This window comes from Actinomadura physcomitrii, assembly GCF_008923205.2.
GTDB classification, from domain to species: domain Bacteria; phylum Actinomycetota; class Actinomycetes; order Streptosporangiales; family Streptosporangiaceae; genus Spirillospora; species Spirillospora physcomitrii.
In genome coordinates this window covers 43411-62791 of record NZ_WBMS02000045.1, presented here as the reverse complement: position 1 = coordinate 62791, position 19381 = coordinate 43411, and the positions used below count along the sequence as shown (strand labels likewise).

The 19381-nt window shown below is 71.4% G+C and carries 19 protein-coding genes; 1 reads left to right on the top strand and 18 read right to left on the bottom strand.

Annotation, left to right across the window (positions count from 1 at the left end):
* Nucleotides 1–52: 52 nt before the first annotated feature.
* The 11 genes from atpD to F8568_RS38105 form a co-directional block, all read right to left on the bottom strand.
* A complete protein-coding gene (gene atpD, locus F8568_RS38155) occupies nt 53–1483 on the bottom strand; it encodes a F0F1 ATP synthase subunit beta (RefSeq protein ID WP_151598490.1) in 1431 nt (476 codons plus the stop codon).
* Between the two features lies 1 nt (nt 1484).
* Nucleotides 1485–2384: a F0F1 ATP synthase subunit gamma gene (locus F8568_RS38150; protein ID WP_151598489.1), complete on the bottom strand. Its 900-nt coding sequence runs from the start codon at nt 2382–2384 to the stop codon at nt 1485–1487.
* A 6-nt stretch (nt 2385–2390) separates the two neighbouring features.
* A complete protein-coding gene (atpA, locus tag F8568_RS38145) occupies nt 2391–4028 on the bottom strand; it encodes a F0F1 ATP synthase subunit alpha (protein ID WP_151598488.1) in 1638 nt (545 codons plus the stop codon).
* Between the two features lie 42 nt (nt 4029–4070).
* Entirely contained in the window at nt 4071–4898 is an 828-nt protein-coding gene (locus F8568_RS38140) for a F0F1 ATP synthase subunit delta (RefSeq protein WP_151598487.1), read from the bottom strand.
* Complete coding sequence (locus F8568_RS38135) at nt 4895–5452, bottom strand: F0F1 ATP synthase subunit B (protein WP_151598486.1); 558 nt, start codon at nt 5450–5452, stop codon at nt 4895–4897. Before F8568_RS38135 ends, F8568_RS38140 begins: the two co-directional genes overlap by 4 nt.
* Nucleotides 5453–5484: 32 nt before the next feature.
* A complete protein-coding gene (gene atpE / locus F8568_RS38130) occupies nt 5485–5718 on the bottom strand; it encodes an ATP synthase F0 subunit C (RefSeq protein ID WP_151544552.1) in 234 nt (77 codons plus the stop codon).
* A gap of 107 nt (nt 5719–5825) precedes the next feature.
* Nucleotides 5826–6620 carry a F0F1 ATP synthase subunit A gene (gene atpB, locus F8568_RS38125; RefSeq protein ID WP_151598485.1) on the bottom strand — a complete coding sequence of 265 codons (795 nt, stop codon included), beginning with the start codon at nt 6618–6620 and terminating at the stop codon, nt 5826–5828.
* Nucleotides 6621–6681: 61 nt separating this feature from the next.
* Nucleotides 6682–6906, bottom strand: coding sequence for an AtpZ/AtpI family protein (locus F8568_RS38120; protein WP_151598484.1), 225 nt, complete (start codon nt 6904–6906; stop codon nt 6682–6684).
* A gap of 78 nt (nt 6907–6984) precedes the next feature.
* Nucleotides 6985–7401, bottom strand: coding sequence for a hypothetical protein (locus F8568_RS38115; RefSeq protein ID WP_151598483.1), 417 nt, complete (start codon nt 7399–7401; stop codon nt 6985–6987).
* A gap of 390 nt (nt 7402–7791) precedes the next feature.
* Complete coding sequence (locus F8568_RS38110) at nt 7792–8958, bottom strand: glycosyltransferase family 4 protein (RefSeq protein ID WP_151598482.1); 1167 nt, start codon at nt 8956–8958, stop codon at nt 7792–7794.
* A 191-nt stretch (nt 8959–9149) separates the two neighbouring features.
* Nucleotides 9150–10136: a DUF2207 domain-containing protein gene (locus F8568_RS38105; RefSeq protein ID WP_160573919.1), complete on the bottom strand. Its 987-nt coding sequence runs from the start codon at nt 10134–10136 to the stop codon at nt 9150–9152.
* 247 nt (nt 10137–10383) lie between these two features.
* On the opposite strand from F8568_RS38105, the gene F8568_RS38100 reads away from it, so the two are divergent.
* Nucleotides 10384–10815, top strand: a complete 432-nt coding sequence (locus F8568_RS38100) for a hypothetical protein (RefSeq protein ID WP_151598480.1) — start codon at nt 10384–10386, stop codon at nt 10813–10815.
* Nucleotides 10816–11141: 326 nt separating this feature from the next.
* Here the strand turns inward: F8568_RS38100 and F8568_RS38095 are convergent, their stop codons facing one another.
* From F8568_RS38095 to rho, 7 genes are all read right to left on the bottom strand, one after another.
* Nucleotides 11142–12011 (bottom strand): L-threonylcarbamoyladenylate synthase, encoded by an 870-nt coding sequence (locus tag F8568_RS38095; RefSeq protein WP_151598479.1) that lies wholly within the window; start codon nt 12009–12011, stop codon nt 11142–11144.
* A 70-nt stretch (nt 12012–12081) separates the two neighbouring features.
* Nucleotides 12082–12942, bottom strand: coding sequence for a peptide chain release factor N(5)-glutamine methyltransferase (gene prmC / locus F8568_RS38090; protein WP_151598478.1), 861 nt, complete (start codon nt 12940–12942; stop codon nt 12082–12084).
* 164 nt (nt 12943–13106) lie between these two features.
* The gene (gene prfA, locus F8568_RS38085; RefSeq protein WP_151598477.1) at nt 13107–14171 is read right to left on the bottom strand and encodes a peptide chain release factor 1; all 1065 of its coding nucleotides are present in this window, start codon (nt 14169–14171) and stop codon (nt 13107–13109) included.
* A gap of 135 nt (nt 14172–14306) precedes the next feature.
* Nucleotides 14307–14525 (bottom strand): 50S ribosomal protein L31, encoded by a 219-nt coding sequence (gene rpmE, locus F8568_RS38080; protein ID WP_151544542.1) that lies wholly within the window; start codon nt 14523–14525, stop codon nt 14307–14309.
* 205 nt (nt 14526–14730) lie between these two features.
* Nucleotides 14731–15384 (bottom strand): response regulator, encoded by a 654-nt coding sequence (locus tag F8568_RS38075; RefSeq protein ID WP_151598476.1) that lies wholly within the window; start codon nt 15382–15384, stop codon nt 14731–14733.
* 39 nt (nt 15385–15423) lie between these two features.
* Complete coding sequence (locus F8568_RS38070) at nt 15424–16806, bottom strand: sensor histidine kinase (protein WP_328601203.1); 1383 nt, start codon at nt 16804–16806, stop codon at nt 15424–15426.
* A 289-nt stretch (nt 16807–17095) separates the two neighbouring features.
* Nucleotides 17096–19144 carry a transcription termination factor Rho gene (gene rho / locus F8568_RS38065; RefSeq protein ID WP_151598475.1) on the bottom strand — a complete coding sequence of 683 codons (2049 nt, stop codon included), beginning with the start codon at nt 19142–19144 and terminating at the stop codon, nt 17096–17098.
* Nucleotides 19145–19381: the final 237 nt, after the last annotated feature.

Below are 19381 nucleotides of genomic sequence, written 5' to 3'. Positions count from 1 at the left end.
GCCGGCGCGGGCGCCCGGCGCGGTCGCGGCCGGGCCCCCCCGCCGGAGCGGACTACTTCTCCAGCTCCTTGGCCTTCTTCTCGACGTCCTCGATGCCGCCGCACATGAAGAACGCCTGCTCGGGCAGGTGGTCGTACTTGCCCTCCGCCAGCGCCTTGAACGAGGCGATCGTCTCGTCCTTCGGCACCGTCACACCGGGCTGGCCGGTGAACTGCTCGGCCACGTACATCGGGTGCGACAGGAAGCGCTCGATGCGCCGCGCCCGCTGGACGGTGACCTTGTCCTCCTCGGAGAGCTCGTCGATGCCGAGGATCGCGATGATGTCCTGCAGCTCCTTGTACTTCTGCAGGATCCGGATCACTTCCTGGGCGACCGCGTAGTGCTCGTTCCCCAGGATCTGCGGGTCCATGATCCGCGAGGTGGAGTCGAGCGGGTCCACCGCCGGGAAGATGCCCTTCTCGGAGATGCTCCGCGCCAGCGTGGTCGTCGCGTCCAGGTGCGCGAACGTGGTGTGCGGCGCCGGGTCGGTGATGTCGTCGGCGGGCACGTAGATCGCCTGCATCGAGGTGATCGAGTGACCGCGCGTCGAGGTGATCCGCTCCTGCAGCACGCCCATCTCGTCCGCCAGCGTCGGCTGGTACCCCACCGCGGACGGCATGCGCCCGAGCAGCGTCGACACCTCCGAGCCGGCCTGGGTGAACCGGAAGATGTTGTCGATGAACAGCAGCACGTCCTGGTTCTGGACGTCGCGGAAGTACTCCGCCATCGTCAGCGCGGACAGCGCGACGCGCAGCCGGGTGCCCGGCGGCTCGTCCATCTGCCCGAACACCAGCGCGGTGTCCTTGAGGACGTCCGCCTCGTCCATCTCCACCCAGAGGTCGTTGCCCTCACGGGTGCGCTCGCCCACGCCGGCGAACACCGAGGTGCCGCCGAAGTTGCGGGCGACGCGGCGGATCATCTCCTGGATGAGGACGGTCTTGCCCACACCCGCGCCGCCGAACAGGCCGATCTTGCCGCCCTTGACGTACGGGCACAGCAGGTCGATGACCTTGATGCCGGTCTCCAGCATCTCCGTCTTCGACTCCAGCTGGTCGAACGCCGGGGCCTTGCGGTGGATCGGCCAGCGCTCGGTGATCTCCAGCGAGGCGGTCGGCGCGTCCAGCGCGTCACCGAGGGCGTTCCACACGTGGCCCTTGGTGACGTCGCCGACCGGCACCGCGACGGACTCGCCGGTGTCGACCACCGGCGCGCCGCGGACCAGGCCGTCCGTCGGCTGCATCGAGATCGCCCGGACCATGTTGTCGCCCAGGTGCTGGGCGACCTCGAAGGTCAGGGTCTTCTCCTCGCCGCCCAGGGTCACCTGGACGTGCAGCGCGTTGTAGATCTCCGGGATGGCGTCGGCGGGGAACTCCACGTCGACGACCGGGCCGATGACGCGTGCGACGCGCCCGGTCGCGGTCGCCGTCTCTACCTGTGCAGTCATTTCACTCCCCGCCAGACTCGGCGAGCGCGTCAGCGCCACCGACGATCTCGCTGATTTCCTGGGTGATCGCGGCCTGCCGCGCCTGGTTCATCTGGCGCGTGTAGACCCCGAGCAGATCATTGGCATTGTCGGTCGCCGACTTCATCGCCCGCCGCACCGACGCCTGGAACGACGCCGCCGACTGCAGCAGCATGTGGAAGATGCGGCTCTCGACGTAGTTGGGCAGCAGCAGGTCGAGCGCCGCCTGCGCGGACGGCTCGAACTCGTAGGTCGGCAGGACCTGCCCGTCGCCGTCGCCCTCGGTGACCTCCAGCGGCATCAGCCGCCGGACCTGCACCTTCTGCGTCAGCATCGAGACGAACTCGGTGTAGACGACGTGGATCTCCCCGACCCCGCCCTCGGCGTCGGTCTTGAGGAAGTCCTCGGTCAGCCGCCGCCCGATCCGCTCGGCGTTGGCGAAGTCGGGGCGGTCGCTGAACCCGTGCCAGGTCTCGGCGACCTCCCGGCCCCGGAACCGGTACCAGGTGATGCCCTTGTTGCCGACGACGTACGGGACCGGCTCGCGGCCCTGCTCGCGCAGCGCGGTGATCAGCGACTCGGCCTCGCGGATGACGTTGGCGTTGTAGGCGCCGCAGAACCCGCGGTCCGAGGTGATGATCAGCACCGCGCTGCGGTTGTCGGTCGGCTGCTCGTGCAGCAGCGGGTGGTCGATCCCGACGCGGTGGCTCACCAGCGCGGTCAGGGCCTGCGTGATCCGGTCGGCGTACGGCTTGGAGGCCGCCACCGCCTGCTGGGCCTTGACGATCCGCGACGTGGCGATCATCTCCTGGGCGCGCGTGATCTTGGCGGTCGACTTGACCGTCTTGATCTGCTGCCGGAGTTGACGAAGCTGTGCGGCCATGGCCGATCAGCCCTTCTTGACGCGGGTGATCGTCTCCTGCTCGACGGCCTCGTCCTCGATCGCCTCGGCGGGCTCCTCCGCGCCCAGCAGGTCGCCCTCGCTGGTCTGGAAGCCCTTCTTGAACTCCGTGATGGTGCTCTTGAGGCTGGTGAGGTCGTCGTCGGACAGCTGCCCGGTCTCCCGGATCGAGGTCAGCAGGCCCGCGTCCTCGCGCTCGACGTAGTCGAGGAACTCGCGCTCGAAGCGGCGGACGTCGGCGACCGGGACGTCGTCCAGCTCACCGGACGTGCCCGCCCACACCGAGACGACCTCCTGCTCGACCGGGAACGGCGAGCCCTGCGGCTGCTTCAGCAGCTCGACCAGGCGCGCGCCCCGCTCCAGCTGGGCGCGCGACGCGGCGTCCAGGTCGGAGGCGAACGCGGCGAACGCCTCCAGGTCGCGGAACTGCGACAGCGCCAGGCGCAGCGTGCCGGCGACCTTGCGCATCGCCCTGATCTGCGCCGAGCCGCCGACCCGGGACACCGAGATGCCGACGTTGATCGCCGGCCGGACGCCCTGGTTGAACAGGTCCGTCTCCAGGAAGCACTGCCCGTCGGTGATCGAGATGACGTTCGTCGGGATGTAGGCCGAGACGTCGTTGCCCTTGGTCTCGATGATCGGCAGGCCGGTCATCGAGCCGCCGCCGAGGTCGTCCGACAGCTTCGCGCAGCGCTCCAGCAGCCGCGAGTGCAGGTAGAAGACGTCACCGGGGTAGGCCTCGCGGCCCGGCGGGCGGCGCAGCAGCAGCGACACCGCGCGGTAGGCCTCGGCCTGCTTCGACAGGTCGTCGAACACGATCAGGACGTGCTTGCCCTGGTACATCCAGTGCTGCCCGATCGCCGACCCGGTGTAGGGGGCGATGTACTTGTAGCCCGCGGGCTCGGACGCCGGGGCCGCCACGATCGTGGTGTACTCCAGCGCGCCGGCCTCCTCCAGCGACCGCCGCACGTTGGCGATCGTGGAGCCCTTCTGGCCGACCGCGACGTACACGCAGCGGACCTGCTTGGCGGGGTCGCCCGAGTCCCAGGCTTCCTTCTGGTTGATGATGGTGTCCACGCAGACCGTGGTCTTGCCGGTCTGCCGGTCACCGATGATCAGCTGGCGCTGGCCGCGGCCGATCGGGGTCATCGCGTCGATGGCCTTGATGCCGGTCTGCAGCGGCTCCTTGACCGACTGCCGCTGCACGACGGTCGGGGCCTGCAGTTCCAGCGCGCGGCGCTCGGTGCTCTCGATCGGGCCCTTGCCGTCCAGCGGGTTGCCCAGCGCGTCGACGACGCGGCCGAGGAAGGCGTCGCCGACCGGGGCCGAGAGGACCTCTCCGGTACGGCGGACCTTCTGGCCCTCCTCGATCTTGCTGAAGTCGCCCAGCACCACGGCGCCGATCTCGCGCACGTCCAGGTTCAGAGCCAGGCCACGGGTACCGTCCTCGAACTCGAGGAGTTCGTTGGCCATCGCCGAGGGCAGGCCCTCGACGTGGGCGATACCGTCGCCGGAATCGACGACGGTGCCGACCTCTTCGCGCGCGGCGGCCTCGGGCTCGTACGACTGGACGAAGCGCTCCAGCGCGTTCCGGATCTCATCCGGACGGATCGTCAGCTCCGCCATGATTCCTCTCTTGCTCCCTTTGGGGTCAGCTCTGCCGGCGTGTCAGCCGGTGCCGAGCCGCCGGCGGACGTCGTCCAGCCGTCCGGCGATCGTGCCGTCGATGATCTCGTCCCCGATCTCGATCGACAGGCCGCCGATCGCCGCGGGGTCGAGCTCGATGTTCAGGTGTACTTCGTGGCCGTAGGCGGCGGCGAGCACCGCGGCGAGCCGGGTGCGCTGCGCGTCCGCCAGCTCGACCGGGGTGCGGACCAGCGCGACCAGCCGCTCCCGCCGCTGGGCGACGATCCGGCCGAACTCGGCCAGCCCGCTCTCCAGGCTACGTCCTCGCGGACGCAGCACCAGTTCGGTGACCAGCGTCAGCGTGGCCGGCTGGACCTTGCCGTCCAGCAGCGCCTCGACCAGGCCCGCCTTGCGGTCGGCGGGCAGGCCGGGGCCGGCGAGCGCGCCGCGCAGCTCGACCTCGCCCTCCAAAACCCGGGAGAACCGGAAGAGCTCGTCCTCCAGGTCGTCGAGCCGCCCGTCCGCCTCCGCGCGGGCGGACTCGGCGATGACCGCGAGGGTCTCCACCGCGTCCGACAGCTCCGAGGGGGTGGACCAGCGCATCCGGACCACGTCGGCGACCAGCCCGAGAGCGGCCGGCGACACCTTGCCCTCCAGCAGGATCCGGACGAGCTGCGCCTTGTCCGCGCCGTCCCGCGCCGGGTCGGAGACCGCCCGCCGCAGGCCGTGCTCGCGGTCGATCAGGTGCAGCACCGCGAACAGGTCGCCGCCGAGCCCGTCGAGGTCCGCGCCGGCAGAGGAGATGACGGCCTCCAGCCGGTCCTTGGCCTCGGCCAGCGACGCCCTGCTCACCGCTCCCGTGATGGTCATGATGTGATCTGCTCCTGCGTGCGGGCGCGCTCCTCGAGCTCCTCGAGGAACCGGTCGACCACCCGGCTCTGGCGGGCGCTGTCCTCAAGGGACTCGCCCACCACGCGGGAGGCCAGCTCCACCGACATCGAGCCGATCTCGGCGCGCAGCGAGGACAGCGCCTGCTGACGCTCGGCCTCGATCTGCGCCTTGGCGGCGTCGATGATGCGGCGCGCCTCGGCCTGGGCCTGCTCCTTCATCTCGGCGATGATCTGAGCGCCCTGCTCCTCGGCCTTCTTGCGCAGCCTGGACGCCTCGATCGCGGCGTCCTTCTGCTGGGCCTTGTACTGCTCGAGGGTCTGGCGGGCCTCCTCCTGCGCCTGCTCGGCGCGCTTGAGGCCCCCCTCGATCGCGTCGGTCCGCTCCTCCAGCGTCTGCTGGATGCGCGGCGTGAGGATCTTCCCGACCACGATGAGCACGACGAGGAACGAGAAGATGCCGACGACCAGCTCGTACGGGTGCGGGACGAGAGGGTTGTTCTCCTCCGCCGCAAGGACGGAAGCTGCTGTGATCATGTCTGCAGCCCTTCCTCAGGTGGCAGGGGTGGTCAGACGCTCTTGAAGATGAACGGCGCGACCAGGCCGATCAGGGCGAGCGCCTCGGTGAGGACGAAGCCCAGCAGCATGTTGGTGCGGATCACGCCGGTCAGCTCCGGCTGGCGGGCGATCGCGTTGACGCCCTGGCCGAAGATGATGCCGATGCCGATGCCCGGGCCGATGGCCGCGAGGCCGTAACCGATCGCGGTGACGTTACCGTCGACGGCGGCGAGGACTCCCGTCATGGGTTCATTCCTTTTCTGTCGGCCGGCGGAGTGTCCGCCGGTCTGGGCTGGAGACGAGGTTGTCGGTTTCGGGCCGCGTGCCGGGGGGCACCGTCCGACCCGGAGGGCTAGTGCTCGGCTTCGAGGCCGCTCTGGATGTACATGGCGGCCAGCAGCGCGAACAGGAAGGCCTGCAGGAACTGGATCAGCAGCTCGAGGGCGGTCATCAGGATCGTGACGATCACGCCGACGACGCCGACGCCGAACCCGGCGACCGTGGGCTTCTCGAAGATGAACCAGAACCCGACGAGGCTGAAGAACGCCAGGATCATGTGGCCGGCGAACATGTTCGCGAAGAGCCGCACCGCGTGGGTGAAGGGGGCGATGATGAAGGTCGACAGGTACTCGATCGGCACGAGCAGGATGTAGACCGGCCAGGGCAGGCCCTTGGGCAGCATGTCCGTGAAGTACTTCGCGCCCTGGTGCCGCAGGCCCAGGTACACCTTCAGGCAGTACACGAAGATCGCCAGGACGATCGGGAACGCGATGTGCGACGCGATCGGGAACTGGATGATCGGGATGACCGAGAAGATGTTCCAGAACCAGATGAGGAAGAACAGCGACATCAGCAGCGGCATCCACCGCTCGGCGTTCTTGCCGAGGAACGGCCGGGCGATCTGGTCCCGGACGAACATGTAGCCGACCTCGCCGAGGTTCTGCGCGCCGCGCGGCACGAGCTTCGGCTTGGCGAACGCGGTCCAGAAGAACCCGCAGATCAGCAGGGCGCCGACGACCGCGAACAGCACCGGCTTGGTCAGCCAGGCCGGGCCACCGGAGAACAGCGGCGGGAAGTCGAAGATCTCAGGCCCGGGGGCCTGGAACTCATCTCCCCCGGAGGAGGCGAGGACCGTCAGCGCGTTCACGCGGCGTTCCCTTCGTCAATGTGGTGATGTTTCACGTAGGCTTCCTCGGCGGCGGGGCCGCTCAGGAGGAGTGGCGACCGTACTGCAGGTAGACCAGGTAGACGGCGAGCGCGACACCGATGATCAGCCCGATCGGGATCAGCCACGGCCACCCGGTCCACCAGGACAGCAGCCACCCGATCCCGCCCCAGATGATCATTCCGGACAGGAGGTAGCTCGGCACGGACCAGGCGACGTCGGCGAATTCCCGCTGGCCCTCCTCCGGCCGGCGCTTCTGCTCGCTCATCGCGCTCCGGACGATAGCAGGCCATGCCTGCAGTGGTCATATTGGAGTAGTCCGCCAGGACCGTGCGCCGGGTGGACATCACGGACTCCGGTCCAGGGCGCTTTCGGGCTCGTCAACGTAGGGCCTCCGCTGCAGGACGACGCGGAACTCGGCGGCGATCCAGCACAGGGCGAGGGCGATCACCGCCCAGCCGAACACCGTGGTGTTCCAGATCGACACCCCGTCCATCACGGTGACCAGGACCATCACGGCGAGGATCTTCACCATGTAGCTGGCCAGCGCGGCCAGCATCATCGTCTGGGCGGAGATCCTCCCGGCCCAGGAGACCGCGATCGCGCTGATGGAGAAGAAGACGAGCACCACGACGGTGGCCAGCGCCGCCGCCAGCGCGCCCTTGCCGCCCGCCGTCAGCAGGCCGATGAGGACGGCGCCCACCCCGACCGCACCGGTCGGGATCGCGGCGCCGCGCAGGTTCCGGGCGTCGGAAGGTTGCATGAGGGCTCCGGCTGGTCACGTTCAGTGGTCGTCTCTTGTTCGTGAAAGGTATCACAAGCGTCCGGAATGTCCACAATTACCCTAGAGGTAACGCCCCGCCCGGTCAGGTCCCGGGCGCGAGACCACGCTCGCATCACGGACCTTAACCCAGGTCACGACGGTCCATCGAGGGAACGGCCGGGACGCGCCGCGGGCCGGGGACCGCGGCGGACACGAGGCGTGAACACCGGCGGGGGACCGTGCGTCCCCGCCCGCTCCGCACCTTATGACTCGAATGGTATTCGACGCCGTGTAGTACACCGTCCGGACGGCCGGGTGGCCCTCGTCACCGCGCCCGGCCGGCCGTGCGACGCCGCTCGAAAAGCGCAGGGCCGGTCGACAAAGCGCAGGTCAGACCGGGAGCTGCGGGCTGGCGGCGGGCTGCCCGGCGTCGCCCGGTTCCGCCGCGGCGCCGCGCCGCTTCCCGCGCGGCCGGCCGAGCCGCAGCATCAGCACGACCCCGAGGATCGCCACCGCCAGCGTCACCCCGATGGTGAGCCAGGCGGCGTTGAACAGCGCCAGCCCGACCAGCCCGGACGCCAGCAGCCCGACCCAGAAGTACATGATCAGCACGGCCCGGCGGGTGGAGTGGCCGAGCTGCAGCAGCCGGTGGTGCAGGTGCTGCTTGTCCGGCGAGAACGGCGACTTGCCCTGGTTGGTCCGGCGCCACACCGCCAGCAGCATGTCCATGAACGGGACCGCCGCGACCGCCGGCACCAGCAGCAGCGGCACGTACAGCGGGAACAGCCCGTTCGCCAGCACCGCCGGGTCGAACTGCCCGGTCAGCAGGATCGTCGACGCGCTCAGCAGCAGCCCGATCAGCATCGAGCCGGTGTCGCCCATGAAGATCTTCGCCGGGCTGAAGTTGTGCGGCAGGAAGCCCAGGCACATCCCGAACAGCACCGCCGCGGTGAGCGTCGCCCCGCTCAGCGTGGTCATCCCGTTGATCTTGGTGAGCAGGTAGGCGTAGCCGAACAGGCCGAGCGCGGCGATCCCGACGACCCCCGCCGCGAGCCCGTCCAGGCCGTCGATGAAGTTCACCGCGTTGATCGTCGCGACCACCACGAACACCGTCAGCGGCACCCCGTAGGCGGGCGGCAACGACAGCGACTCACCGTTCGGCAGCGGGATCGAGTAGATCTGGATGCCCTGCATGATGAAGATCCCGGCGGCGGCGACCTGCCCGGCGAACTTGGTGAGCGGGTCGACCTCCCACCGGTCGTCGGCGATGCCGACCAGCACGATCAGCCCGCCCGACATCAGCAGCGCCTTGCCCACGCTGAGGTCCCCGTTGGCGAGCACCTTGCGCATCTCCGGCAGCCCGGACGCCACCACCAGCGCCGCCACCATCCCGCCGAACATCGCCAGCCCGCCCAGCCGGGGCGTCGGGATCACGTGCACGTCCCGGTCGCGGGGGACGGCCTGCGCGCCGAACCACACGGCGAACCGCCGGACCGCCGGGGTCAGCAGGTAGGCGACCAGCGCGGCGACCAGGATGGTGAGCAGGTACTCCCGCAACTTCCTCCGCGCCTCCCCTCGCCGATCACTTCGCCGATCACCGCCGTCCCGCGGCGGAACCCTCAGCGATCACCACTCTGCCGACACCACTGCGACGTGCCCCGGATGAACGCACCGTCACCCGGACGGGGTTCCCGACCGGGTAAGACGACCGTCGATCCTGATCGGTTCGCCGTCACGACCGACCAACTCTAGTCCCACCTGACCCCATCCGCGGCATATCGCGCCGTCTCGGACATCCCGGAGCACGCCGCGGCCGCCCCGGCGATCACCAGCGCGAGGCCGGCCAGCGACCGGTCCCCCAGCGAGAACGCCCACGGCCCGCGGTCCAGCACGTCGTCGGCGGCGTCCGAAAGGATCAGCAGCGCGCCCACCACCGCCAGTGCCGCGCCCGCCCGGCGGTGCGGCACCGGCCCCCGCGCCGCCGGCACCAGCACGGCCAGGGCCAGCGCGAGCACCGCCGAGCCGGCCCACGTCCCCGCCCAGCGCGGCCTGGCGTAGTGCGGCGGCGCCACCGCGACCGCGTGCTTCGGCAGCCGCACCCGGACCGTCATCCCCTCGTGCGGGGCGAGCGCGCTCTGCGTGAAGTCCATCGCGTAGCGCCCGTCGTGCTTACCGAGGCAGCGCGTCGTCGCCCCCGGCGCGCCCGCCCGGCACGTCGCGTGCCGCAGCGGGACCGGCGCCTCCACCCGGACGACCGCGTCCCCGATCGGCACGTCCCAGCTCGTCCCGATCGCGTCCCAGACCAGCTCGTCATGGTCGGCGTACGGGGTGAACGCCCAGCCCACCGCGTACTCGATCACGTAGGCCTGGCGGCCCCGGACCTCGCGGTGCCGGTCCCCGACGGTGATCTGCAGGTCGTTGAGGAGCCGCATCGTCCGGGCGCGGGCCGGGGCGCCCGTCGACGAGCCCGCGCTCACGTCCCGCACGTCGTACAGCCGGTTCGCGCGGCGGAACGGCACCCGCCGCACGATCCCGTGCTCGCCGCCCCGGTCGAAGTCGTAGGTGATCGTCTCGCGGACGTGCACGACCCCGTCCCGGCCCAGCGTGAGGACCACGTCGTAGGTCGGGATGCTCTCGCGGGGCCCGGGCGCGGCCGCCGCGGCGGGCAGCAGGAAGACCACGGTCACCAGGACCACGCCCGCGGCGATCACGGGCCCCCGAACACGGCCGCGCATTCCCCGAATGCTCTCACCGCCGCCCGCCCCATGTCGGCAGAACCCGCCGCTCCGCGACCCGCCGCGCAGTTCCGGCCCCGGCGCGTAGCGCGTCCGGACCGTTGGACGCGGCGGAAGGCGCTCCGGTTCGGACTTATCGATCTTTCGGCCGCCCCCGGCCGCCGGGTAAGAAAAACGTAAAGTTGATCTTGATGTCGCTGCTACGTTAGCCGCCGCTAACCCGTGATTCATGAGCATGGAGGGACCAATGCGGCGATTCGCAGCCGTAGCCCTGACCGCCGGCACCCTGCTGACCGGCACCGCCCTCGTCGGCGCCCCCGCCGAGGCCTCCACCACCCACAGCTGGGCGCCCTACAACTCGTACGGCAACGTCAGCGCGTGGGGCACCTACACCCGCAAGGGCGGCAGCACCTACGTCACCGGATACCTCCGGGACGGCAAGAAGAACGGCTGGACCGCCTGCGTCCGGTTCCTGTTCACCGAGGGCAGCAAGAAGTACTGGTCCCGCTTCAAGATCGTCGGCTACACCTCCGGCGGCACCCAGTACAACTACGACGGCAAGGCCACCGTCAAGATCAAGACCAGCTCCTCCTACAGCTGGCACCTCTGGGTCCAGGAGTGCGGCCGCAACAAGAAGACCGGCAAGTACCTGTACGGCAAGGGCAAGAAGCTGTTTTAGTTTGCATCGCCCTCGGCGGTCGGGCGCTAGGGCGCCCTCCCTTCAACGGGCAATGCGGCGATCGCTGTGTTGACTGCATCGCCCTCGGCGTCAGGCCCTGGGGGCCTTCCTTCAACGGGCAATGCGGCGATCGCTGCATCGCTCCGACTCGCCCTGGGGGCTCGCTGCGCGATCAAGTTCTCGCAGGCTCGAACTTGGCTTCGCACGCGATCGCAACGCTGAGGTCGGCGCCGGCTGAGCTTACGGACGTATCCGTGACGGTCGGCGGTGGCTGGACATGAAGCGGCCGGGCAGTTCTTCTGCCCGGCCGTTTCGTTTGTCCGCGGTCAGTCTTCCTTGGGCTTCGCGGGGGGTTCCGGGGCGTCGGCGGGCTCCGGCTTGTCCGCGGGTTCGGCGGGAAGCGCCGCGGACGGGGCGGGCTCAGTGGGGGCGGGGGCGGGCTCAGCTTGCGGCTGGGGGGCTTCGGCCGCGGGCTGCTTGGTGAGGGAGGGCTTGGCTTCCACGGCGGCGGAGGGGGCCGCTGTGAGCTCCGCGGGTTCGGGCGCCTCGTCCTCCTCGGTGAGCAGCACGCCGACCACGGACCGGATCTTGTCCTCGGGGATGGCGCCGGCCCGCAGCAGCCGCGGCACCGACCCCGTCAGGTCCACGATCGTGGACGGGTCCGCGTGCCCCGAACGGCCGCCGTCCAGGTACACCGCGACCGAGTCGCCGAGCATCTTCTCCGCCTCCTCGGCGGAGCGCGCGGCGGGCTCGCCGGACGCGTTGGCGCTGCTCACGGCGAGCGGCCCGGTCTCCTTGAGCACCTCCACCGCCAGCTCGTGCATCGGCATCCGGACGGCGACGGTGCCCTTGGTCTCGCCGAGGTCCCACATGAGGTTCTGGTTCGCGCGGAACACCAGCGTCAGCGCGCCGGGCCAGAACTCGTCGATGAGGTCCTGCCCGTAGGTGCCGAGGTCCTCGACCAGCGCGGTCGCGGCCCGGACGGACCCGACCAGCACGGGCGGCGGCACGTCGCGGCCGCGGCCCTTGGCGTCCAGCAGCGCCTGCACGGCGGCGGGCGTGAACGCGTCGGCGCCGACCCCGTACACCGTGTCCGTCGGCAGGACGACGAGCTCGCTGCGCCGGACGGCGGAGACCGCCTCGGCGATTCCCCGGGTGCGCTCCATCGGCTCGGAGCAGTCATAACGTCGGCTCACGGTCGCCCGTCTTCCCATCTCGCGGCGCTCGTCCTCTGGCAGGCACCAGGATAGCCGCGCCGCGTACCGGCTAGTCGGTGGCGAGGCGGGCGGTGACGAACCGGTCCCGGTTGGTGAGGTCGCGGCGGTTGCGGACGTCCCGCCAGCCGTTCTCCTCCGCGAAGATCCAGTACACGCCGTTGCCCTGCAGGTCGCTGTGCTCGACGGCGACGTAGCCGCCGGGGCGCAGCAGGCGGCGGGCGGTCCGCTCGACGACGCGGATCGCGTCGAGGCCGTCGTCGCCGCCGCCCCACAGCGCGTCCGCCGGGTCGTGGTCGCGGACGTCGCGGGGCACGTACTCCCACTCGCTCATCGGGATGTACGGAGGGTTGCTCACTACGAGGTCGACGGTGCCGTCCAGCTCGGGGAGCGCGGTGGCGAAGTCGTCGAGGTGCAGGCGGACGCGGCCGCGCTCGTCGAGCTCCTCGATGTTGCGGGTCGCGTGCACGAACGCCTTGGGGTCCTTCTCCACCGCGTGCACGCGCGCGCGGGGCGCCTCCAGCGCGATCGACAGGGCGATGGCGGCGGACCCCGTCCCGAGGTCGACGACGAGGGGGTCGCGGACGTCCATGTCGCGGAGCGTCTCCAGCGCCCAGCCGACCATCACCTCGGTCTCCGGGCGCGGGACGAACACGCCCGGACCGACCTTCAGCTCCAGGTACCGGAAGAACGCGCGGCCGGTGATGTGCTGGAGCGGCTCCCCGGCCTCGCGGCGCGCCACGAACTCCCAGAACCGGGCGTCGAACGCGCTGTCGGGCACGCCGTGCAGCTCCGAGCGCTTCACCCCGTGCACGGCCGCGGCCAGCTCCTCGGCGTCGGCGCGCGGCGAGGCGGCCCCCGCGTCCGCGAGCCGCGCGGTCGCCCTGGCGATCTCGTCCAGCAGCAATTTCATGCCCGTGCCTCTCGAGGGGGGACGACCCCCCACACCCCCCGGTTCGCTGCGCTCATGTCCGTGCCTCTCGAGGGGGGACGACCCCCCACACCCCCCGGTTCGCTGCGCTCATGTCCGTGCCTCTCGAGGGGGGACGACCCCCCACACCCCCCGGTTCGCTGCGCTCATGATTTCTGTGCTTCGGCCAGCCGGGTTTCCATGTCCGCGTCGACCAGCGCCTGCGTCACGTTGTGCAGGTCGCCGTCGAGCACCTGGTCGAGGTTGTAGGCCTTGTAGCCGACGCGGTGGTCGGAGATCCGGTTCTCCGGATAGTTGTAGGTGCGGACCCGCTCGGACCGGTCCACGGTGCGGACCTGGCTCTTGCGCTCGGCCGCGGCGGCGGCGTCCGCCTCCTCCTGCGCCATCGCCAGCAGCCGGGACCGCAGGATCCGCAGCGCCTGCTCCTTGTTCTGCAGCTGGCTCTTCTCGTTCTGGCAGGAGACGACGACGCCGGTCGGCAGGTGCGTGATGCGGACCGCGGAGTCGGTGGTGTTGACGCTCTGCCCGCCGGGCCCGGACGAGCGGTACACGTCGATGCGCAGGTCGTTCGGGTCGATCTGGACGTCGACGTCCTCGGCCTCGGGCGTCACCAGGACGCCGACGGCGCTGGTGTGGATGCGGCCCTGCGACTCGGTCGCGGGCACCCGCTGCACCCGGTGCACGCCGCCCTCGTACTTCAGCCGCGTCCAGACTCCCTCTTCCTGGGAGCCCCTGGCCTTCACGGCGACGGTGACGTCCTTGTACCCGCCGAGGTCGGACGGGTGGGAGTCGAGGACCTCGGTCTTCCAGCCGACCCGCTCGGCGTAGCGCAGGTACATCCGCAGCAGGTCGCCGGCGAACAGCGCGGACTCCTCGCCGCCCTCCCCCGCCTTGACCTCCAGGATCACGTCCTTGGAGTCGTTGGGGTCGCGCGGGACGAGCAGCCGGCGCAGCCGCTCCTCCAGCTCCTCCTTGCGCTTCTCCAGGTCGGCGGCCTCGGCCGCGAACGCCTCGTCCTCGCCGGCGAGCTCGCGGGCGGCGGCGAGGTCGTCCTCGGTGGACGCCAGCTCCCGGTGCGTCTCGACGATCGGCCGGAGCTCGGCGTACCGCTTGCCGAGCCGGCGCGCGAGGGCCTGGTCGGCATGGACGGACGGGTCGGCGAGCCGCCCCTCGATGTCGGCGTATTCGCTGATGAGTTCGTCGAGATTCACGGTGTGTCCTGGCCCGTTCCGGCCCGGGGCCGCGGCGGGCTCCGGAAGCCGACTCCGAACGGCCCGGGGACCTGGTTCCAGGTCCCCGGGCCGTCCCTGGTCGCTGTGCGGCGCTCCGCGCCGCGCGGCCGAACGCTACTTGCCGGCCTTCTTCTTGCCGAAGCGCTGCTCGAAGCGCGCCACCCGGCCGCCGGTGTCGAGGATCTTCTGCTTGCCCGTGTAGAACGGGTGGCAGTTCGAGCACACGTCGGCGTGGATCACGCCGTTCTCGGCGGTGCTGCGGGTCTCGAAGGTGTTGCCGCACGTGCACGTCACGGTCGTGACGACGTAGTCCGGGTGGATGTCGGGCTTCATGGGTTCTCCTCGCATGAGGCGGTCGCCGGGCGCCCCGCTCGCACGGCCGTTCCGCGTGGTCGTTTCCACGCGACGGCGCCATGGGAGATCTGGGAGGCGTGAACCGGTACCGCAGCGGTTGCACTCCAAGTGTGCCAGATACCCGAACGTGCCGAGGTCATCGGTCATTCCCGATCTTGGTTCGGGCGGGCCCGCCCGGGCCGGATCAGGCGTCGGCGCGGCCCAGGTAGGCGAGCACGGCCATCACCCGGCGGTGCCCGCCCTGCGCGGGCTGCAGGTCGAGCTTGGCGAAGATGTTGGAGATGTGCTTCTCCACCGCGCCCTCGGTGACGACCAGGCCCTCGGCGATGGCGCCGTTGGAGCGGCCCTGCGCCATCAGCCCCAGCACCTCCCGCTCCCGGGGCGTCAACGCCTCCAGCGGGTCGTCGGCGCGGCGGCGGCCGAGCAGCTGCCCGATCACCTCCGGGTCGATGACGGTGCCGCCGGCGGCGATCCGGCGGACCGCGTCGATGAACTCCGCGACGTCCGACACCCGCTCCTTCAGCAGGTAGCCGACGCCCTCGGCGCCGCCGCCGATCAGGTCCGTCGCGTACCGCTCCTCCACGTACTGGGACAGGACGAGGATCGGCGTGCCGGGCCTGCGCTCGCGGACGGCCAGCGCCGCGCGCAGCCCCTCGTCGGTGAACGACGGCGGCATCCGCACGTCCACGATGGCGAGGTCCGGCTCGTGCTCCTCGACGACGCCGGGCAGCCCGGGGCCGTCCCCGACCGTCGCGACCGTCTCGATCGCCGCGTCCGCGAGCAGCCGGACGAGCCCTTCGCGCAACAGCACCGAGTCCTCGGCGATCACTACCCGCATGCGCCCATTATCGGGCCTCGCGGGCGGCGCCGGGGCGCGTCACCAGGTGCAGGGCAGGTCCGCGCGGACGATCGTGGGGCCGCCGGGCGGGCTGTCCACGATCAGCGTCCCGTCGATGGTGGCGGCCCGGTCGGCGAGCCCGGACAGCCCGCCCCCGGCCCGCGCGACCGCGCCGCCGACCCCGTTGTCGATCACCTCGACGACGACCCAGCGGTCCTCCCGTGCGACCCGGACGGACGCGCGGGTCGCCCGCGCGTACTTGGCGATGTTGGCGAGCGCCTCGGCGACGATGAAGTAGGCGATGCTCTCCACCGCGGCCGGCGGCCGCTCCGGCAGGTCGACGTCGACCTCCACGGGGACGGGCGCCCGGCCCGCGAGCCCGGACAGCGCCGGGTCCAGGCCGCGGTCGGTGAGGATCGCCGGGTAGATGCCGCGGGCGAGGTCGCGCAGCTCGGTGATGGCCTCCTTGGTGCCGGCGTGCGCCTGCTCGATCAGCGCCCGCGCGCCCTCGGGGTCCTCGTCGAGTTTCGCGCGGGCCCGGCCGATGTCCATCGCGACGGCCAGCAGCCGCTGCTGCGCGCCGTCGTGCAGGTCCCGCTCGATGCGGCGGCGCTCGAACTCGGCGGCGTCGACGCCGCGCGCCCGGCTGGCCCGCAGGTGCGCGGTCCGCTCCCGCAGCTCCCGGTTCTCCGCCTGGGACGCGTTCGCGCCGAGCATCAGCCGCGCCCACGCCGCGTGCGCGATCGCCATGCCCCGCGTCACGTACAGCGCCGCCGCCAGGACGACCAGCCCCACCGCCGACACCGGCAGCGCCTCGAACGGGTTGCCGGACCAGTACGTCACCCGCCCGAGGTTGATCTCCATGCCGCCGCCGAACAGCACGATCAGCGGCATGAACAGCAGCGTCCCCGTCAGCGCCCACGTGAAGGCCGACACCACGAACTCGACCAGCGTGAGGGGGAACAGCAGCCCGAGGTAGACGAGGTCCTTCCAGGTGGCGGGGTCGGCGGCCATCGCCTTCAGCCGGGCGAACGGGTTGCGGCTCTGCGGCCGCGGCCGGTACGGGTCGGGGATCGCGACGCCGAACGCGGTGCGCACGAGGCGGCGCTCCAGCCGCGCGCCGAAGCGCCACGCCACCATCATCAGCGCCAGCAGCGGGAACCCGACCCAGATGATCAGCGTGGCGAGCGACACCGAAAGGCCGGCGACCAGCACCACGAACCAGGTGAGCCCGGACGCGAAGCTCACCGCCAGGTACAGCGCGGACGTCCAGGTCACCGCGGACCGGGCCATCGCCGCGGGGTGCCACGGGCCGTCCATGACCGACACCGCGCGGCCCGCCCGCGTCGCGCCCCCGCCGGGGGTCCCGGCGCGCGCCGGCGGCTCGCCGGCGCCCCCGATGCCGCTGCTCAGCTCGCCCACGTCGTCCCTCCACGCCCGTTCCAACCTACGGTGCAAGCCTGCCTTCCGGCACGCCCGGCCACCATGGAGGTCCCCGCCGGATCGGGGTGGGGCTAACCCCACCATCAGCCCGGCGGCGTCGCCCCCGGAAACGCGGAACGCCCCCGCCCGGACCCCGGGCGGGGGCGTTCACCGACGCTCGGTCAGCGGATCAGCAGTCAGCGGATCAGTGTTCGATCTGGGGGGACGACCCCCCAGACCCCCGGCAAAAGCCGCTGATCCGCTCCTTCGCTGGCGCTCAGTCGGCGGATCAGCGGTCGTCGGAGACCGTCGTCTTCTGCACCTGCAGCAGGAACTCGGCGTTGGACTTGGTCTCCTTCATCTTCTCGATGAGGAGCTCCAGCGCCTGCTGGGTGTCGAGGGCGTGCAGCACCCGGCGCAGCTGCCAGACGACCCGCAGCTCCTCCGGCGCCATGAGGATCTCCTCCTTGCGGGTGGACGACTGGTCGACGTCCACCGCGGGGAAGATCCGCTTGTCGGCGAGGGACCGGTTGAGCTTCAGCTCCATGTTGCCGGTGCCCTTGAACTCCTCGAAGATGACCTCGTCCATCCGGGAGCCGGTCTCGACCAGCGCGGTGGCGAGGATCGTCAGCGAGCCGCCGTTCTCGATGTTGCGTGCCGCGCCGAAGAACCGCTTCGGCGGGTACAGCGCGGTCGAGTCGACACCGCCGGACAGGATCCGGCCGGACGCCGGCGCCGCCAGGTTGTAGGCGCGGCCGAGGCGGGTGATCGAGTCGAGCAGCACGACCACGTCGTGGCCCAGCTCCACCAGCCGCTTCGCGCGCTCGATCGCCAGCTCGGCGACCGTGGTGTGGTCCTCGGCGGGACGGTCGAAGGTCGAGTGGATGACCTCGCCCTTCACCGTCCGCTGCATGTCGGTGACCTCTTCCGGACGCTCGTCCACCAGGACGACCATCAGGTGGCACTCCGGGTTGTTCTTGGTGATCGCGTTCGCGATCGCCTGGAGCACCATCGTCTTGCCGGCCTTCGGCGGCGACACGATGAGGCCGCGCTGGCCCTTGCCGATCGGCGAGACCAGGTCGATGATCCGGGTGGTCAGGATGCCCGGGTCGGACTCCAGCCGCAGCCGCTCCTGCGGGTACAGCGGGGTCAGCTTGGTGAAGTCGACGCGGCCCTTGGCCTGCTCCGGCTCCATCCCGTTGACGGTGTCGAGCCGCACGAGCGCGTTGAACTTCTCGCGCCGCTCGCCCTCGCGCGCCTGCCGGACCGCGCCGGTGATGACGTCGCCCTTGCGCAGGCCGTTCTTGCGGACCTGCGCGAGCGAGACGTACACGTCGTTCGGGCCGGGCAGGTAGCCGGTGGTCCGGACGAACGCGTAGTTGTCCAGGATGTCGAGGATGCCCGCGACCGGGATGAGGACGTCGTCCTCGGTGATCACCGGCTCCTCGTAGCGCTCGCGGCCGCCGCGGCCCCGGTTGCGCTCGCGGAACCGGCGCCCGCGCCGGCTGCGGCCGCCCTCGTCGTCGTCGTGCTGGCCGCCGCCGCCCTGGCCCTGGCCGCCGCGCTGCCGGCCGCCGCCGTCGCGGTCGCCCCGCTCGGCGCGCTCGCCCCGGTCGCGGCCCTCGCCGCGGTCCCGGCCGCCGCGCTGGCGCTGGCGCCCGCCCTCGCGCCCCTCGCGGCCGTCGCGGCCGCCGTCCCGCTCGCGGCCGCCCTGGGCCTCGCCGTCCTCGGAGCCGCCGCCCTGGGCCGCGGCGGGCTCGCGGTTCTGCCTGTCGCCGCGTTCGCCCCGGCCCTCGGACGCCCCCCGGTCCTGCTTGTCGGCCGTGCGCGCGCTCTGCCGGCCGCCCTGCCGCTCGGCCTTGTCGGGCCGGCCGTCCTGCTTGTCGGCCTGCCGGTCGGCGGCGGGCTGCTCCGGCGCGGTCTCGGGGATCGCGACCTGCTCGGCCGTCTCGCGCTTCGCCGCGGCGCGGGTGCGGCGCGGTCGCTCGGCCTTGGCCGGCTCGGCCTTGCCGGCGTCCTGCGTGGCCTTGCCCGCGTCGGCCTCGCCGGCCCCGGCAGCGGCCTTGGCAGCGCCTCCCTGCTCGCCCGCCGAGCCCTGCCCCTGGCCGCCGCCCTGCTTCTCCTGGATGGCCGCGATGAGCTGGCTCTTGCGCATCCCGGTCACACCGGTGATGCCGAGGCTGGACGCGAGCGCCTTGAGCTCTGGCAGCACCATGGCGGACAGGCCCGTACCGCTCCGGCGGCGCCGGGGGGCGGCGGGCTCCGCGCCGTTCTGGGCGGCGTCGGCCGCGGGTGCCGTGCTGGATGCGTCCGTAAGGAGTTCGCTGGATTCGCTCACTAAGGGTCCTTCCCAGGGAGCGGGCGTCGGCCGGCGTTCGGCCAGTCAACCCGGTAATACGGCCCGGCGGGGGCGCCGAGTCGGGCTCCGCTGATCACGATGGGGCCGGGATCGGCGATTTTCTGGGCACAGCCAGATGGTGGACGGGACGGTTCGCTCGCACGTGTCCCCGCTACCGCCACGTCCGTAGTTTCGCTGGAATGCCTGACAACGGGATGTCACGGTGTCGGGGAGCCT

Coding starts and splice junctions, on each gene's coding strand:
- F8568_RS38140 (WP_151598487.1), bottom strand. CDS start 4,898: ATGACCATCACGGGAGCGGTGAGCAGGGCGTCGCTGGCCGAGGCCAAG.
- atpD (WP_151598490.1), bottom strand. CDS start 1,483: ATGACTGCACAGGTAGAGACGGCGACCGCGACCGGGCGCGTCGCACGC.
- F8568_RS38075 (WP_151598476.1), bottom strand. CDS start 15,384: ATGCGGGTAGTGATCGCCGAGGACTCGGTGCTGTTGCGCGAAGGGCTC.
- rpmE (WP_151544542.1), bottom strand. CDS start 14,525: ATGAAGCCCGACATCCACCCGGACTACGTCGTCACGACCGTGACGTGC.
- atpA (WP_151598488.1), bottom strand. CDS start 4,028: ATGGCGGAGCTGACGATCCGTCCGGATGAGATCCGGAACGCGCTGGAG.
- F8568_RS38120 (WP_151598484.1), bottom strand. CDS start 6,906: ATGAGCGAGCAGAAGCGCCGGCCGGAGGAGGGCCAGCGGGAATTCGCC.
- F8568_RS38150 (WP_151598489.1), bottom strand. CDS start 2,384: ATGGCCGCACAGCTTCGTCAACTCCGGCAGCAGATCAAGACGGTCAAG.
- prmC (WP_151598478.1), bottom strand. CDS start 12,942: ATGAAATTGCTGCTGGACGAGATCGCCAGGGCGACCGCGCGGCTCGCG.
- F8568_RS38115 (WP_151598483.1), bottom strand. CDS start 7,401: ATGCAACCTTCCGACGCCCGGAACCTGCGCGGCGCCGCGATCCCGACC.
- F8568_RS38135 (WP_151598486.1), bottom strand. CDS start 5,452: ATGATCACAGCAGCTTCCGTCCTTGCGGCGGAGGAGAACAACCCTCTC.
- F8568_RS38105 (WP_160573919.1), bottom strand. CDS start 10,136: ATGCGCGGCCGTGTTCGGGGGCCCGTGATCGCCGCGGGCGTGGTCCTG.
- F8568_RS38100 (WP_151598480.1), top strand. CDS start 10,384: ATGCGGCGATTCGCAGCCGTAGCCCTGACCGCCGGCACCCTGCTGACC.
- atpE (WP_151544552.1), bottom strand. CDS start 5,718: ATGACGGGAGTCCTCGCCGCCGTCGACGGTAACGTCACCGCGATCGGT.